11 protein-coding genes are annotated in these 14308 nt (G+C 65.3%); 9 read left to right on the forward strand and 2 right to left on the reverse strand.

From position 1 onward, the window contains the following. Positions 1 to 69: 69 nt before the first annotated feature. Entirely contained in the window at positions 70 to 2133 is a 2064-nt protein-coding gene (locus BLR77_RS19590) for a TonB-dependent receptor family protein (protein ID WP_074680945.1), read from the forward strand. Between the two features lie 22 nt (positions 2134 to 2155). Here the strand turns inward: BLR77_RS19590 and mnmC are convergent, their stop codons facing one another. Continuing rightward, entirely contained in the window at positions 2156 to 4129 is a 1974-nt protein-coding gene (gene mnmC / locus BLR77_RS19595; RefSeq protein WP_074680947.1) for a bifunctional tRNA (5-methylaminomethyl-2-thiouridine)(34)-methyltransferase MnmC2/FAD-dependent 5-carboxymethylaminomethyl-2-thiouridine(34) oxidoreductase MnmC1, read from the reverse strand. Between the two features lie 135 nt (positions 4130 to 4264). Here mnmC and pap point away from each other — a divergent pair, with 135 nt between their 5' ends. From pap to BLR77_RS19635, 8 genes are all read left to right on the forward strand, one after another. Then, entirely contained in the window at positions 4265 to 5752 is a 1488-nt protein-coding gene (gene pap / locus BLR77_RS19600; protein ID WP_074680949.1) for a polyphosphate:AMP phosphotransferase, read from the forward strand. Positions 5753 to 5934: 182 nt separating this feature from the next. Next, entirely contained in the window at positions 5935 to 7122 is a 1188-nt protein-coding gene (locus BLR77_RS19605; protein WP_074680951.1) for a thiolase family protein, read from the forward strand. A 124-nt stretch (positions 7123 to 7246) separates the two neighbouring features. Continuing rightward, entirely contained in the window at positions 7247 to 7867 is a 621-nt protein-coding gene (locus BLR77_RS19610; RefSeq protein ID WP_074680953.1) for a LysE family translocator, read from the forward strand. Between the two features lie 63 nt (positions 7868 to 7930). Further along, positions 7931 to 8854, forward strand: a complete 924-nt coding sequence (locus BLR77_RS19615) for a LysR family transcriptional regulator (protein ID WP_074680955.1) — start codon at positions 7931 to 7933, stop codon at positions 8852 to 8854. Beyond that, positions 8851 to 9741, forward strand: a complete 891-nt coding sequence (locus BLR77_RS19620; protein WP_074680958.1) for a LysR family transcriptional regulator — start codon at positions 8851 to 8853, stop codon at positions 9739 to 9741. Before BLR77_RS19615 ends, BLR77_RS19620 begins: the two co-directional genes overlap by 4 nt. A 146-nt stretch (positions 9742 to 9887) precedes the next feature. Next, positions 9888 to 10514: a glutathione S-transferase family protein gene (locus BLR77_RS19625; protein ID WP_074680960.1), complete on the forward strand. Its 627-nt coding sequence runs from the start codon at positions 9888 to 9890 to the stop codon at positions 10512 to 10514. 53 nt (positions 10515 to 10567) lie between these two features. After that, positions 10568 to 12613 carry a pyridoxamine 5'-phosphate oxidase family protein gene (locus tag BLR77_RS19630; RefSeq protein ID WP_074680962.1) on the forward strand — a complete coding sequence of 682 codons (2046 nt, stop codon included), beginning with the start codon at positions 10568 to 10570 and terminating at the stop codon, positions 12611 to 12613. 134 nt (positions 12614 to 12747) lie between these two features. Next, positions 12748 to 13419, forward strand: coding sequence for an FMN-dependent NADH-azoreductase (locus BLR77_RS19635; RefSeq protein WP_074680964.1), 672 nt, complete (start codon positions 12748 to 12750; stop codon positions 13417 to 13419). Here BLR77_RS19635 and BLR77_RS19640 read toward each other — a convergent pair. Continuing rightward, complete coding sequence (locus tag BLR77_RS19640; protein ID WP_074680966.1) at positions 13411 to 14295, reverse strand: LysR substrate-binding domain-containing protein; 885 nt, start codon at positions 14293 to 14295, stop codon at positions 13411 to 13413. The genes BLR77_RS19635 and BLR77_RS19640 overlap by 9 nt on opposite strands. Positions 14296 to 14308: the final 13 nt, after the last annotated feature.

Below are 14308 nucleotides of genomic sequence, written 5' to 3' on the forward strand. Positions count from 1 at the left end.
ATTGTATTTACAAAGTTCTAGAGTTCGCTCCTTTTTGGGCTACGGCCGTTCACTGGGGGAGCGATTCACATGTGTGTCGTCAGACGCAGTTACCTGGCGCTGGGCGTAGCCCTGGCCTTTACCCATCTGCCTGCCGTGGCCGAGCGTGTGGAGCTGGAAGGCACCGAAGTGGTGGGCGACTGGCTTGGTGAGGCGAGCGAGGAAGATGTACTGAATCACGCCGGTGCGCGCAGTGTGCTGCGCCGCCAGCAGATCCAGGAAAGCGGTGCGAGCAGCGTGCGCGAGGTCTTGCGTCGTGTACCCGGTCTGCAGGTGCAGGACAGCAACGGCACCGGCGGCAGCGATATTTCCCTCAACGTCGGTACGCGCGGTCTGACCTCGCGACTGTCGCCGCGTGCCACCATCCTGCAGGATGGTGTACCCCTGGCGGTGGCGCCCTATGGTCAGCCGCAGCTGTCGCTGGCGCCCACCAGCCTGGGCAACATCGAGTCCATCGACGTGGTGCGTGGTGGTGGCGCGGTGCGTTATGGCCCGCAGAACGTCGGCGGCATCATCAACTTCGTCACCCGCGGGATTCCCGAGGAGCTGGCGCGCGAGGTCAGCTTCCAGAGCGAATCGGCGCCGGCGCAGGGTGGTTTCCTCAACCGCAGCAGTGCCTTCCTTGGTGGCACCGCGGACAACGGTCTGGGCATGGCCCTGCTGTATTCGGGCGTGCGCGGCGATACCTACCGCGAGCAGAGTGGCACGCGCATCGACGATGTGATGCTCAAGTACCGTTACGCCCTGAGCGAGATCGACGAGCTGTCCGGCAGCCTGCAGTACTACCGCGCCGACGCCGACATGCCGGGCGGCCTTAGCGCTGCCGAGTTCGACCATGATCCCTATGCCAGCAATCGCCCGTACGACAATTTCGAGGGGGACCGCAAGCAGGCGGTGATCAAGTACAAGCGCAGCCCGGATGCCCTGAGCAGCTTCGAGGTCACCAGCTTCTACAACACCAGTTACCGGGGCGCCGTGCTGGCCAACAATGGTGCCGACAGCCTCACCTGGCTGCGTGAGTTCCCCCGTCACTACGAGGTGTTCGGGATCGAGCCGCGTTATTCTCAGGTGCTGTTCGTTGGCGACAGCAGTCACGAGCTGGGTGTCGGCTATCGCTATACCGAGGAAGACTCGGCCGAGAAACGCTACGATCGCGTCGGCTTCGGCAGCGGCGGCAACCCGTACAGCGTGCCGCGTCGTCTGGCCGCTTCGAGCAGTGCCAGCACCGAGGCGCACGCTCTGTATATCGACGACCGCATCGATATCGGCCGCTGGACCCTGACCCCCGGCCTGCGTTACGAACAGGTGCGGGTGACCTCGCGCAATCGCCTCAGCGGCGTGGATCAGAAGCAGCGCTACAGCGAACCTCTGCCGTCGCTGAACCTGATGTATCACCTGTCCGATGCCTGGAAGCTGTATGCCAACGCCAATACCTCATTCGGCAGCATCCAGTACTTTCAACTGTCCCAGGAAAACGATCTGCAAGGCGAGAAGGCTTATACCTACGAGCTGGGCACGCGATATGACGATGGTCTGTGGAACGCTGAGCTGACTCTGTTCCGCATCGACTTCGACGATCAGTTGGAATTGACCAATGCCGTGTGGCGCAATGCTGGCGAGACCCGTCACCGCGGCGCCGAGCTGGCCGGTGGCGTCGATTTCGCTGCTCTCGACCCTCGTCTGGCGGGACTTTCCGTTTACGCCTCGCTGGTGCTGACCAAGGCCACGCGCGAGGAGGATGGTCCCAATCAGGGCAATGACGTGCCGTTCTATTCGCGTCAGGTCGCCACGCTCGGCCTGCGTTACGCCAGCGGCCCTTGGGTGTGGAATCTGGACGGTTACGCACAGACCCGTCAGTTCGCCGACTCCGCCAATACCCGTGAGGAGAGTACCGACGGCGCGCTGGGAGAGATCCCCGGCTATGCCAGCTGGAACGCCCGCAGTCAGTACGATTTCGGCAATGGCCTGACGTTGGCCGCTGGGGTGAAGAACCTGCTGGATCGCCAGTACTACACCCGCTCCACCGATACCAACCGCGGCAAGTATCTAGGTCAACCGCGCACGTTGTACGTGCAGACCAGCCTGAGCTTCTGACCAAGGGCCGGCTCGCCAAGCCTCAGGTGGGCGAGCCGGCGCCGCGAATCAGCTTGCGCAGGGCGAAGCGGTTGGGATGACAGGCTTCGGCGACCGCGCGTGGCAGCGGCAGGGGCTCGTCTTCGAGCCAGGCGGCGATCAGCTCGCCGGAAAGCGGTGCGCTGATCAGCCCGCGCGAGCCGTGGCCGCTGTTGATGTACAGGCCGGGCAGCCAGGGGCAGGGGACGTCCGGCACCTGGCGGGCGTCCTTGGCCAGTACCGCATAGGCCTCGCTGAAGGCCTCGGCATCGGCCAGCGGTCCGACTATCGGCAGGTAGTCCGGGCTGGTGCAGCGGAAGGCGGCGCGGCCTTCGAGCTGCGCCGGGTCGATCTGGTCGACCTGCAGGCGCTCGGCCAGATCGGTGGAAATGTCCATGAGCAGCTCGAGGTTGCCGGCATGCTCGGCAGCGCTCGGCGTCAGGTCGTCGCTGTGGAAGTCGAAGCTGGCGCCCAGGGTGTGCTCGCCGTCGCGTGGCGGGGCAACGTAGCCCTCGGCGCAGACCACCGTGCGCAGTTCGCTGCTGGCCGGACTGGCCGGCAGGCGGCTGATCTGCCCGCGGATGCGTTTGAGCGGCAGGTTGGCGCTCTGCGCGAAGCGGCGGATTTCTGCAGCGGCGGCCAGCACCACCACTGGTGCGCTGATCAAGGGGCGCGCGCCCGCCAGCACCTGCCACTGTCCATTGTCACGCTGCAGTTGCAGCGCTTCGTGATGCGTCATCAGGCTGATCAGTGGGTGAGCGGCCAGCAACTGGCACAGCGCCGGTGGATGCACCCAACCGGCGTCGGGGTAGAACAGGCCGCCAGCCGGTAGACCGATGCCGGCCAGCGTCTCGGCCTGCTCGCGCGTCAGGGATGCCAGCAGGTCGACGGGGAAGGCAGCGGCCAGTTTGGCCTGGCGCGCGGCTTCCTTGTCATCGAAGGCCAGCTGCAATACGCCGCAGGCGTCCCAGTCGGCACCACGCTGCAAGCGTTCGAGCAGGCGGCGGGTATGGCCGAAGCCGGCGACGATCAACTGCGACAGCGCGGTGCCATGGGCCGAGAGCTTGAGGTAGAGCACGCCCTGCGGGTTGCCCGAGGCCTCGCAGGCAACCGCTGCGTGACGCTCCAGCAGACTCACCCGCCAGCCGCGCGCGGCCAGGCTGGCTGCCGTGGCGCAGCCGGCCAGGCCGGCGCCGATCACCACCGCGTGTTTTTCCCGCGCCGGGCGTGCGGGACGGGCGAACCAGGGTTTGCCCTCGCCTGTTGGGTTGCCGATGAAGCGCCCCTTGAGCACTTCCCATTTTTTCCCCAGTCCGGGCACACGCTTCATCTGGAAGCCGGCGTCGATCAGCGCCCGCCGCACCACGCCAGCGCTACTGAAGGTGCCCAGGGTTGCGTTTGCTGCAGACAACCGCGCCAGTTCGGCGAACAGCTCCGGCGTCCACATCTGCGGATTCTTCGCCGGGTTGAAGCCGTCGAGAAACCAGGCGTCGATGCGCGCATCCAACTGCGGCAATTGTTCCATCACGTCGCCGATCAACAGGGTCAGCATCACCCGCCCACCGGCCAACAGCAGGCGCTGGAAACCGGGGTGAATGGCGCGGTACTGCGTCAGCAGTTCTGCGCTGAACGGCGCGAGCTCCGGCCACAGGGCCAGGGCGCGCTGCAGGTCGTCGTGGCGCAGCGGATATTTCTCGACACTGACGAAGTGCAGGCGGGCGCCAGCGGGCGCCTGTTGCTCGAACAACTGCCAGGCGCAGAGAAAATTCAGCCCGGTGCCGAAACCGGTCTCGCCGATGCTCAGGCATTCGCCGTTGGCGAGAGCGGCGAAGCGCTCAGCCAGGTCGTTGTTGGCGAGAAAGACGTAGCGGGTCTCTTCCAGACCATTTTCCTGGGAGAAATAGACGTCGCCGTAGCTGCGCGACAGAGGCTGGCCGCGCTCGTCCCAGTCGAGCTGGGCGTGGTGGGTGTCTGACATGGGAGGGTTCCGCTGGATCGTGTGGCGATTCTACCGTGCTCGGCTACCCCGGCGCTGGGACAAGGCGCCGCGGCTGCGGGCAAAAGCGGGCTTCATCCGTTACCCTGTGAAGATCGTTTCCAGGGAGGTTGCCGCATGTTCGAATCCGCCGAAATCGGCCGCAGCATTGATAAAACCGTGTTCGAGGCCGAAGAGCCGGCGCTGCGCGAAGCGCTGTTGGAGGCACAGTATGAGTTGAAGCAGCAGGCGCGGTTTCCGGTCATCGTGCTGATCAATGGCATCGAGGGGGCCGGCAAGGGCGAGACGGTGAAACTGCTCAGCGAGTGGATGGACCCGCGGCTGATCCAGGTCAGCACCTTCGACGTGCAGACCGACGAGGAACTGGCGCGGCCGCCCGCCTGGCGTTACTGGCGCCAGCTGCCGCCAAAGGGGCGCATGGGCGTGTTCTTCGGCAATTGGTACAGCCAGATGTTGCAGGGGCGGGTGCACGGCAAGTTCAAGGATGCCGTGCTGGACCAGGCCATCGACGGCGCCGAGCGTCTGGAACGCATGCTCTGCGATGAAGGCGCGCTGATCTTCAAGTTCTGGTTTCACCTGTCCAAGAAGCACATGAAGGCGCGACTCGAAGCGCTCAAGGACGACCCGCTGCACAGCTGGCGCATCAGCCCGCTGGATTGGCAGCAATCGAAAACCTACGACAAGTTCGTCCACCACGGCGAACGCATCCTGCGCCGCACCAGTCGCGACTACGCGCCCTGGTACGTGGTCGAGGGCGTCGATCACTATTACCGCAGCCTCACCGTCGGGCGCATCCTGCTCGAAGGTCTGCAGGCGGCGCTGGCCAATCCGCAGCGCACCCAGCTGCAACCGCATGCCGCGCCATTGGTGTCGAGCCTGGACAACCGCGGTCTGCTGGCCAGCCTGGACATGACCCAGGCTCTGGATAAGGACGACTACAAGGAACAACTGGCCACCGAGCAGGCGCGGCTGTCCGGCCTGATGCGCGACAAACGCATGCGCAAGCACGCCCTGATCGCGGTGTTCGAGGGCAACGACGCCGCCGGCAAGGGTGGCGCCATCCGCCGCGTCACCGGTGCGCTGGACCCGCGCCAGTACCGCATCGTGCCGGTGGCGGCGCCGACCGAGGAGGAGCGCGCGCAGCCCTACCTGTGGCGCTTCTGGCGGCACATCCCGGCGCGCGGCAAGTTCACCATCTTCGACCGCAGCTGGTACGGCCGCGTGCTGGTCGAGCGGGTCGAGGGCTTCTGCAGCCAGGCCGACTGGCTGCGTGCCTATGGCGAGATCAACGATTTCGAGGAACAACTGACCAACGCCGGAGTGATCCTGGTGAAGTTCTGGCTGGCCATCGACCAGCAGACCCAACTGGAGCGTTTCAAGGAGCGCGAGCAGATCCCCTTCAAGCGCTTCAAGATCACCGAGGAGGACTGGCGCAACCGCGACAAGTGGGATGACTACGCCGATGCGGTAGGTGACATGGTCGACCGTACCAGCACCGAGATTGCGCCCTGGACCCTGATCGAGGCCAACGACAAGCGTTTCGCCCGGGTCAAGGTGCTGCGCACCATCAACGAGGCCATCGAAGCGGCGTTCGCCAGGGATTGAGACTGGGACGCGGTATGTAGGAGCCAGCTTGCTGGCGATCCGCAATGAGAAGCCATCGCCGGCAAGCCGGCTCCTACCCGGCCCCCATCGTCCCGTATACGCCAGATCAATGATGGTCGCACCCTGGGATCGGCTGGATTTATCTTCACGCCATTCGCCATCCAATAACAACGAGGTGCGTCATGCGTGAAGTGGTGATCGTCGACAGCGTCCGGACCGGCCTGGCCAAGTCCTTCCGCGGCAAGTTCAATATGACCCGGCCAGACGACATGGCCGCCCATTGCGTCGATGCGCTGCTGGTGCGCAATGGCATCGACCCGAAACTGGTCGATGACTGCATCGTCGGGGCCGGTTCCAACGAAGGCGCGCAGGGCATGAACATCGGCCGCAACGTCGCCGTGCTCTCGCGCCTGGGCAACCCGGTGGCGGGCATGACCCTCAACCGCTTCTGCTCTTCAGGCCTGCAGGCCATCGCCATCGCCGCCAATCAGGTGGCGTCCGGCTGCAGCGACATCATCGTCGCCGGCGGTGTCGAGTCCATCACCATGACCCTGAAAAGCATGAACATGGACAACCTGTTCAACCCGCTGCTGCAGCAGGACAACCCCGGCATTTACTACCCCATGGGCAAGACCGCCGAGATCGTCGCCAACCGCTACGGCATCACCCGCGAGGCCCAAGACGCCTACGCCCTGCAAAGCCAGCAGCGTACTGCGCGGGCACAAGAGGAAGGCCTGTTCGCCGACGAAATCGTGCCAATGACGGTGAGGTATCAGGTCGAGGACAAGGCCACTGGCGAGAAGAAGATCGTCGACGGCGTGGTCGAGGCGGATGACTGCAACCGTCCGGATACTACCCTGGAGTCCCTGACCAAGCTGCAACCCGCGTTCGACCCTGCTGGCAGCGTCACCGCCGGCAACGCCTCGCAACTGTCCGACGGTGCATCCATGACTCTGGTGATGAGCCTGGAAAAGGCGCTGGAGCTGGGCCTCAAGCCCAAGGCGTATTTCCGTGGTTTCACCGTTGCCGGCTGCGAGCCGGACGAGATGGGCATCGGCCCGGTGTTCTCGGTGCCCAAGCTGCTCAAGGCCAAGGGCCTGAACGTGGCCGACATCGACCTGTGGGAACTCAACGAAGCTTTCGCCTCGCAGTGCCTGTACTGCCGCGACACCCTGGGTATCGATAACGAGAAGTACAACGTCAACGGTGGCTCCATCTCCATCGGCCATCCCTTCGGCATGACCGGCTCGCGCCAGGTCGGCCATCTGGTACGCGAGCTGCAACGCCGCGATCTGCGCTACGGCATCGTCACCATGTGCGTCGGTGGCGGCATGGGCGCTACCGGGCTGTTCGAGGCGTATCGCGGCTAAACCTGGGGTGCGTCGCGCGCACCGGGTGGTTTCCCGGTGGTTGGCGGTGCGCGCGGCGCACCCTACGGTTTGAACGATGCGCTGTTTATACTCGCGCTCTGCCCTGTGGACGGAGCGCCTGCCGATGCCCTTTGCCGAACACCTGATCGCCTTCACCCTGGCCGCCACGCTGCTGACCCTGACGCCGGGCATCGACACTGCGCTGGTGCTGCGCACCGCCGCAGTCGAGGGCCAGCAGCAGGCGTTTCGCGCAGTGCTGGGCATCAATGCCGGTTGCCTGCTCTGGGGCGCTGCCGTGGCCTTCGGCCTGGGCGCGCTGCTGGCGGTTTCCGAGTTCGGCTACAACCTCCTCAAATATTGCGGTGCGGCGTATCTGGCCTGGCTCGGGCTGAACATGCTGCTGCGCCCGCGTACCTCGCTGGCACTCGCACAATCGAGCGGCAGACCCGATGCCAACTGGTTTCTGCGCGGCCTGCTGGGCAACGTGCTCAACCCCAAGGTGGGGATCTTCTACGTCTCCTTCCTGCCGCAGTTCATTCCGCCAGGCCAGCCGCTGATCGCCTGGACATTCGGCCTGGTGGGCATTCACGTGGTGCTCAGCCTGATCTGGGCGCTGGCGCTGATCGGCGCCACCCAGCCGCTCGGCCATTGGCTGCGACGTGAGATGGTGATCAAGTGGATGGATCGCAGCACGGGGCTGATCTTCGTCCTGTTCGCTGCCCGCCTGGCACTCAGCCGCCGTTGAGTCCTGCCGCCGCTTCGGCTTGGGTTACTCTGTGCCGATGCAACAGAAAACCAGGCGGTGACGATGGACAGGTTTCAGGAAATGCGGGTGCTGCTGGCAGTGACCGAGGCCGAGAGTTTCGCCGGTGGAGCCAAGCTGCTGGGCATCTCGCCGCCCAGCGTGACCCGCGCCGTTGCGGCGCTTGAGGCGCGTCTCGGCACGCTGTTGCTGGCGCGCAATACCCGCAGCCTGCGCCTGACCGAGGCGGGCCAGCGTTATGTCGAAGATTGCCGGCGCATCCTGCTGGAGCTGGAAGAAGCCGAGGAGCTGGCTGCCGGTGGCAGCGTGCGCCCGCGTGGGCGGCTCACCGTGACGGCGCCCGTGATGTTCGGCGAGCTGTTCCTGATTCCGCGCATCGCTCAGTACCTCGACACCCACCCGGACGTGGAGATCAACGCGCTGCTGGTCGACCGTGTGGTGAACATGATGGAGGAGGGCATCGACGTCGCGGTGCGCATCGGTTCGCTGCCCGAGGGCGATCATCCGGCGTTGCAGGTCGGGCAGATTCGCCCGGTGGTGTGCGCCTCGCCAGCCTTTCTCGACCGCGTCGGGCGCCCGCGTCACCCGGATGACGTGCGCGATGCGCCGATCGTCATGTCCACTGCCAGTGGCTTGCTCAGCCACTGGCAGTTCGTTGGCGCCGATGGCGATTTCGGCTTCACTCCCGCGCCGCGTTTCACCGTCAGCTCCAACCAGGCGGCGATCAGCGCCGCGCGCCTGGGCTGGGGTTACACCCGTGTGCTGTCCTATCAGGTGGCCGCATCGGTGGCGCGCGGTGAGATCGAGCTGGTGCTCGAAGCCTTCGAACCACCGCCCCTGCCTGTACACATCATTCACCAAGGGGGGCGCCAGGTGTCGGCCAAGGTGCGTACCTTCGTCGACCACTGCGTTGCCAGTTTTCGGGCCGACCCCGCCTTGCGTGCGGCCGGTGCAGCGCCTGCTTCATGAGCCATCACCGCGAGATGCAGGTGTTCCTCGCCGTGGCCCAGGCGGGCAGCCTGGCGGCTGCTGCCCGGCAATTGCAGCTGTCGCAGGCCACGGTGATGCGAAGCGTGGCTGCACTGGAAAGCCGTCTGGACAGCACCCTGCTGCTGCGCGGGCCACGCGGTGTGAGCCTGAGTCCGGTTGGCGCGCGTTTCGCCGATAGCTGCCGGCGCATCCTGCAGCGGGTGGATGAGGCCGAGCGCTCCGTGACCGGCTTGCACACCAGCCCCGCCGGGCAACTGACCCTGGCCCTGCCGCTGTTGATGACGCATCAGGTGCTGACTCCCATCGCTGTCGACTACCTGGCGGCATTTCCCGAGGTTAGCCTGGCCACCCTGGCGCGTGAGGAGCTGCCGAGGTTGCTGGAGGAGGGCATCGACCTGGCCGTGGTGGTCGGCCATCTGCCCAATTCGTCCGGCTTTGCCGTGCCGTTGGGGCTGGCGCGGCCGCTAGTTTGCGCGGCGCCGGCCTATCTGCAGCGCTGGGGCTGGCCGGCCAACCCGCAGGCCCTGCACACGCATCGCACCATCGCCCGTTCCTCGACCGGCCATGTGGGTGAATGGCGCTTTGCGGACGGCGCGCTGAAGCTCGCGCCGCGCCTGACCTGCAGCACGCCGCAGGCGGCCATCCGCGCGGCGCTCGCCGGTTTTGGGTTGACCCGCTGTCTGAGCTACGAGGCCTATCAGGAGCTGCAGACTGGGCAACTGGTACCGGTGCTGGAAAACTTCGCCGCAGCGCCCGTGCCGGTGCAGCTGTATTACCGCGAGGGGCGGCGGGCGGCGGCACGGGTGCGCAGCTTCCTCGACTTTGCCGTGCCGCGTCTGCGCGCCCATCCGGCGTTTCAGGCGTGATCCGGATTGGTTGCAAAAAATGAAATAGTGGATTGCCTTGAGTGGGGATTCTTCTCCGGGTTGGATGGGGCGAACATGGTCCCATCGTCGCGAAGGCCAGTTGTCTCGCGGAGACCTTACCCAATCTCGCTCGAAGGAACCTCGCCATGTCCCGTCCCGTCATCAAGCTCTACAACTTCCCCCGCTCCGGCCATGCCCACCGCGCCGAGCTGATGCTGTCGCTGCTGCAACTGCCCGCCGAGCTGATCTTCGTCGATCTGGCCAAGGGGGAGCACAAGACGCCGGAGTTCCTTGCCCTCAACCCCTTTGGCCAGGTACCGGTGATCGATGACGGTGGCACCATCGTCAGCGACTCCAATGCCATCCTTGTCTACCTGGCCAAGCACTACGGCAACGACGACTGGCTGCCGCAGGAGCCTGCCGCTGCCGCTCGCGTGCAGCGCTGGTTGTCCGTGGCCGCTGGTCAGGTGGCGTTCGGCCCCGCCGCTGCGCGCCTGGTCACCGTGTTCGGCTACTCGTTCAACACCGAAGAGGTGATCAACCGCGCCCACGCGCTGTTCACCGTGATGGAAGGTGAACTGAGCGAGACCCCGTTCCTCACGGGCGACAAGCCGAGCATCGCCGACGTCGCCAACTACTCCTACATCGCCCATGCGCCGGAGGGCAACGTCTCGCTGGAGCCCTATCCGAACATCCGCGCCTGGCTGGCACGCATCGAGGCACTGCCGGGCTTCGTGCCGATGCCGCGTACCGCCGCCGGCCTTCAAGCCTGAGTCACCGATAGCTGCCGGGATCACTCGGCAGCTTCTTTCGTGGAGGGCAGAGCATGCAACAGCTTCCCAGCCATCGGCACTCGCCCTGGCATGCCGGTGAAAAGCAACTGCAGGACAAGGTCGGCGTCGCCGAACGCATGGAAGTGCTCGGGCAGAAGGTGATCCGCGACTACATGCCGGATCAGCATCGCGAGTTCTATCACCAGCTACCCTTCATGATCGCCGGCGCCGTGGATGGCGCTGGCCAGCCCTGGGCCACCCTGATCGAAGGCGAGGAAGGCTTCGTCACCTCGCCCGACCCACGTCAGCTGTCGTTCGATGTCGCCGCCATGGCGCTCGACCCGCTCGATCCGGCCACCTCCGGTCTGGGTACCGGCGCTGCCATCGGCCTGCTCGGCATCGAGTTGCACACGCGGCGGCGCAATCGCATCAACGGGCATATTCGCCAGGTCTCCATGCAGCGCTTGGACATCGACGTGGAGCATTCCTTCGGCAATTGCCCGCAGTACATTCAGCTGCGCCAGTACCGCCGCGTGTACGAGCGGGGCGTCGAGCGCCTGGATGCAACCGAGCTGGATGCGCGCAGTGCCGAGATGATTCGCGCTGCCGACACTTTCTTCGTCGCCAGCTACGTCGAACACGACGACGGCCGCCGTTCGGTGGACGTTTCGCACCGTGGCGGGCGCGCCGGTTTCGTCCGGGTGCAGGGCAATCGCCTGACCATTCCCGACTACGCCGGCAACCTGCACTTCAATACCCTGGGCAACCTCAGCGTCAATCCGCGCGCCGGCCTGCTGTTCGTCGATTTCACCACGGGCGACATGCTGCAACTGGCCGGCCGTGCCGAGATCATTCTCGACAGCCCGCTGATTCAGGCCTTCGAGGGCGCCGAGCGACTCTGGACCTTCGACGTCGAGCAGGTGGTGCTGCGCCCGGCGGCGGCCTCGTTGCGCTGGGCCTTCGAAGAATATGCACCGACCAGCCTGATGACCGGCACCTGGGCGGAAACCGACGCACGCCTGCGCGAACGTGAGCAGCGCAATCAGTGGCAGCGCTGGCGCGTGCTGAGCCTGCAGCAGGAGAGCAGCGATATTCGTTCGTTCGTGCTGGCGCCGGAGCAGGGCGCTGCGCCGCGCTTTGCGGCTGGGCAACACCTGCCGATCCGCATCACCACCGCCGCAGGCGAAACCCTGTTGCGTACCTATAGCCTGTCCAGTGCGCCGTCGGACGGCCAGCTGCGTATCAGCGTCAAGGCGCAGGGGCTGGCCTCACGGCATCTGCACGAGCAGGTCCAGGTGGGGGATGCGCTGGAAGTACGCCCGCCGCTGGGCAGCTTTACCCTCGACACTGAAACCGCCCGGCCGCTGGTACTGATCGGCGCCGGCGTCGGCATCACTCCGTTGCTGTCGATGCTGCGCGAACAGGTGGCACTGGGGCAGGGCAAGCGCATGCATTTCTTCCAGGGCGCCCGCACGCTGGGCGACCTGCCGTTCCAAGCCGAGCTGCGTGAGCTGGTGCAGCACGCCGATGGCTTGTTGCACATCCACCGTGCCCTCAGTGCACCGGAGGAGGAGGCCATGCTTGGGCGCGACTACGAGCAGCAGGGGCGCATCGAGCTGGCGCAGATCAAGGCGGCGCTGTCGTTCGATGATTACGATTTCTACCTGTGCGGCCCGGCGTCATTTACCCAGGCGATCTACGATGGGCTGCGCGATCTGAACGTCGCCGACGCCCGTATCCACGCCGAGGCGTTCGGCCCCTCGACGCTGCAGCGTCGCACGGATGGTCAGGCCGACACCTTCGTGCAACCGCCAGCAGCAACCGAGCCGGTACCGGTGTACTTCACCACCTCGAGCAAGGAAGCGCGCTGGACGCCGGACAGTGGCAGCCTGCTGGAGCTGGCGGAAAGCCGTGGCCTGACGCCCGAATTCAGCTGCCGCGGTGGTTCCTGCGGCACCTGCAAGACGCGTCTGGTCAGCGGGCGGGTGCACTATCCGAACCCGCCGGCCGAGTTGCCGGAAGGCGATGGTGTGCTGATCTGCTGCGCGGTGCCGGCGCAGGGTGAGGATGGCGCGCAGCCACTGGTACTCGACCTCTAATGACGAGGTGTACGCGCCGTTGAGTTTTTCTTGAACAGGCTCAAGCAAAGGTCAATGGCCCGCGTCGATACCGCTGTGGCCCAATTGATCGCGTTACCTGGTCGCACTGACCGGGACTCGATTGGAGATGCCACATGACCACTCTTCTGCACCTCGATGCCAGCGTTCGCGGTGAGCGTTCGTTGAGCCGCAAACTGTCCAAGGCATTCGTCCAGGCCTGGCTGGCCGGCGATGCGCACGCGCAAATCATCGAGCGAGATGTCGGACGCAACCCTCCGCCATTCATCGATGAGGCCTGGATCGCAGCGGCCTTCACCGCAGCGGAAAAACGTTCGCCTGCACAGCATGAAGCGCTGCGTATCTCGGATGCGCTGATCGGCGAAGTCGAGCGTGCCGATGTAATCGTGCTGGGCACGCCCATGTACAACTACGGCATGCCGGCAGCGCTCAAGGCCTGGTTCGACCAGATCATCCGCGTCAACCAGACCTTCACCTTCGATCTGGCTCGAGGCGACTTCCCGTTGCAGCCGACCATGGCTGACAAGACCTTGGTCATCCTCACTTCGCGGGGTGAGTTCGGTTTCGCGCCAGGTGGCGTACGCGAGCACATGAATCATCTGGAGACGCATATCCAGACTTGCGCTCACTACCTTGGCGTTGCGCGCTCGCACGTGATCGCCATCGACTATCAGGAGTTCGGCGATACGCGCCACCAGGAGTCGATCGTTGCGGCGTTCGAGCGCGTGCCCGTCCTGGCCGCACAGTTGATCGATCAGCAGGGCATGCCGATGTGCGCTTCAGCCTGAGCGAGCCTCGTCGAGCAGCCAGTTCCTGAACAGGTGCAGGCTGCGACGTGCCTGCGTGGGCTGGAGTTCCACCAGGCGGTAGGCGAAGCCCGGCAGGGCGGGGCCTTGCAAGCGCTGTACGCGACCGTCACCCAGTGCTTCGTCGATCAGCACGCTGCTGCACAGCAAGGGACCGAGGCCACGCTCCACTGCCTGCAAGGCCAGCGTCTCCTCGCTGTACCAGGAAATGTTGTAGCCACTTTCTGCGTTTGCCTGGGCCAGCCAGGCGGGCCAGGCAGGAGGGTTCAGGTGCTGGTTCTTCCATTTGAAGGCCAGCAGTGGGCGGCCGGAAAAATCCTGGATGGTCGCTGGGCGATCGCTTGGGCAGATCGTGCTGCTGGCCACGGCGATGAAGCTGTCCTCGAACAGTATCTGCTCGTCCGGGGTGTTCTCCGCCGGCCCGTAACGAATGGCCAGATCGATGCTCTCGGCGCGCAGGTCGGTCAGCTTCTCCGAGGCATGCACGTGCACGATGATGGTCGGATGAATCTCATTGAACCGCCCCAGACGCGGCATCAGCCAGCGCTCGGCGAACGCGCGCGTGGTCGATAGCTGGATGGCGTCGCCCTCGACGGGTGGGCCGATCAGGGCAAAGGCCTGGGCGATCTGATCGAAACCATCGCGCAGCAGCGGATACAGGGTATGGCCGACTGGCGTCAGCCGGACCTGGCGGCCGCGCTCAAGGAGTTTCTGGCCGAGGCCTTCTTCCAGTTGGCGTACTTGATGGCTGACCGCAGCCACGGTGACGCAAAGCTCGTTCGCGGCGGCGGAAAAACTCTGATGCCGCGCGACCGCCTCGAATGCCCGAACGGAGTTCAGTGGGGGAATTCTGCGCATGATGCCTTCGCTC

This window comes from Ectopseudomonas alcaliphila (assembly GCF_900101755.1).
Classification (GTDB): Bacteria; Pseudomonadota; Gammaproteobacteria; order Pseudomonadales; family Pseudomonadaceae; genus Aquipseudomonas; species Aquipseudomonas alcaliphila.

What these genes read in the sequence shown, in the direction of transcription:
- BLR77_RS19620 (WP_074680958.1), top strand. Translation starts at nt 8,851, where the DNA reads ATGAGCCATCACCGCGAGATGCAGGTGTTCCTCGCCGTGGCCCAGGCG.
- BLR77_RS19605 (WP_074680951.1), top strand. Translation starts at nt 5,935, where the DNA reads ATGCGTGAAGTGGTGATCGTCGACAGCGTCCGGACCGGCCTGGCCAAG.
- BLR77_RS19630 (WP_074680962.1), top strand. Translation starts at nt 10,568, where the DNA reads ATGCAACAGCTTCCCAGCCATCGGCACTCGCCCTGGCATGCCGGTGAA.
- BLR77_RS19590 (WP_074680945.1), top strand. Translation starts at nt 70, where the DNA reads ATGTGTGTCGTCAGACGCAGTTACCTGGCGCTGGGCGTAGCCCTGGCC.
- mnmC (WP_074680947.1), bottom strand. Translation starts at nt 4,129, where the DNA reads ATGTCAGACACCCACCACGCCCAGCTCGACTGGGACGAGCGCGGCCAG.
- BLR77_RS19640 (WP_074680966.1), bottom strand. Translation starts at nt 14,295, where the DNA reads ATGCGCAGAATTCCCCCACTGAACTCCGTTCGGGCATTCGAGGCGGTC.
- BLR77_RS19635 (WP_074680964.1), top strand. Translation starts at nt 12,748, where the DNA reads ATGACCACTCTTCTGCACCTCGATGCCAGCGTTCGCGGTGAGCGTTCG.
- pap (WP_074680949.1), top strand. Translation starts at nt 4,265, where the DNA reads ATGTTCGAATCCGCCGAAATCGGCCGCAGCATTGATAAAACCGTGTTC.
- BLR77_RS19625 (WP_074680960.1), top strand. Translation starts at nt 9,888, where the DNA reads ATGTCCCGTCCCGTCATCAAGCTCTACAACTTCCCCCGCTCCGGCCAT.
- BLR77_RS19610 (WP_074680953.1), top strand. Translation starts at nt 7,247, where the DNA reads ATGCCCTTTGCCGAACACCTGATCGCCTTCACCCTGGCCGCCACGCTG.
- BLR77_RS19615 (WP_074680955.1), top strand. Translation starts at nt 7,931, where the DNA reads ATGGACAGGTTTCAGGAAATGCGGGTGCTGCTGGCAGTGACCGAGGCC.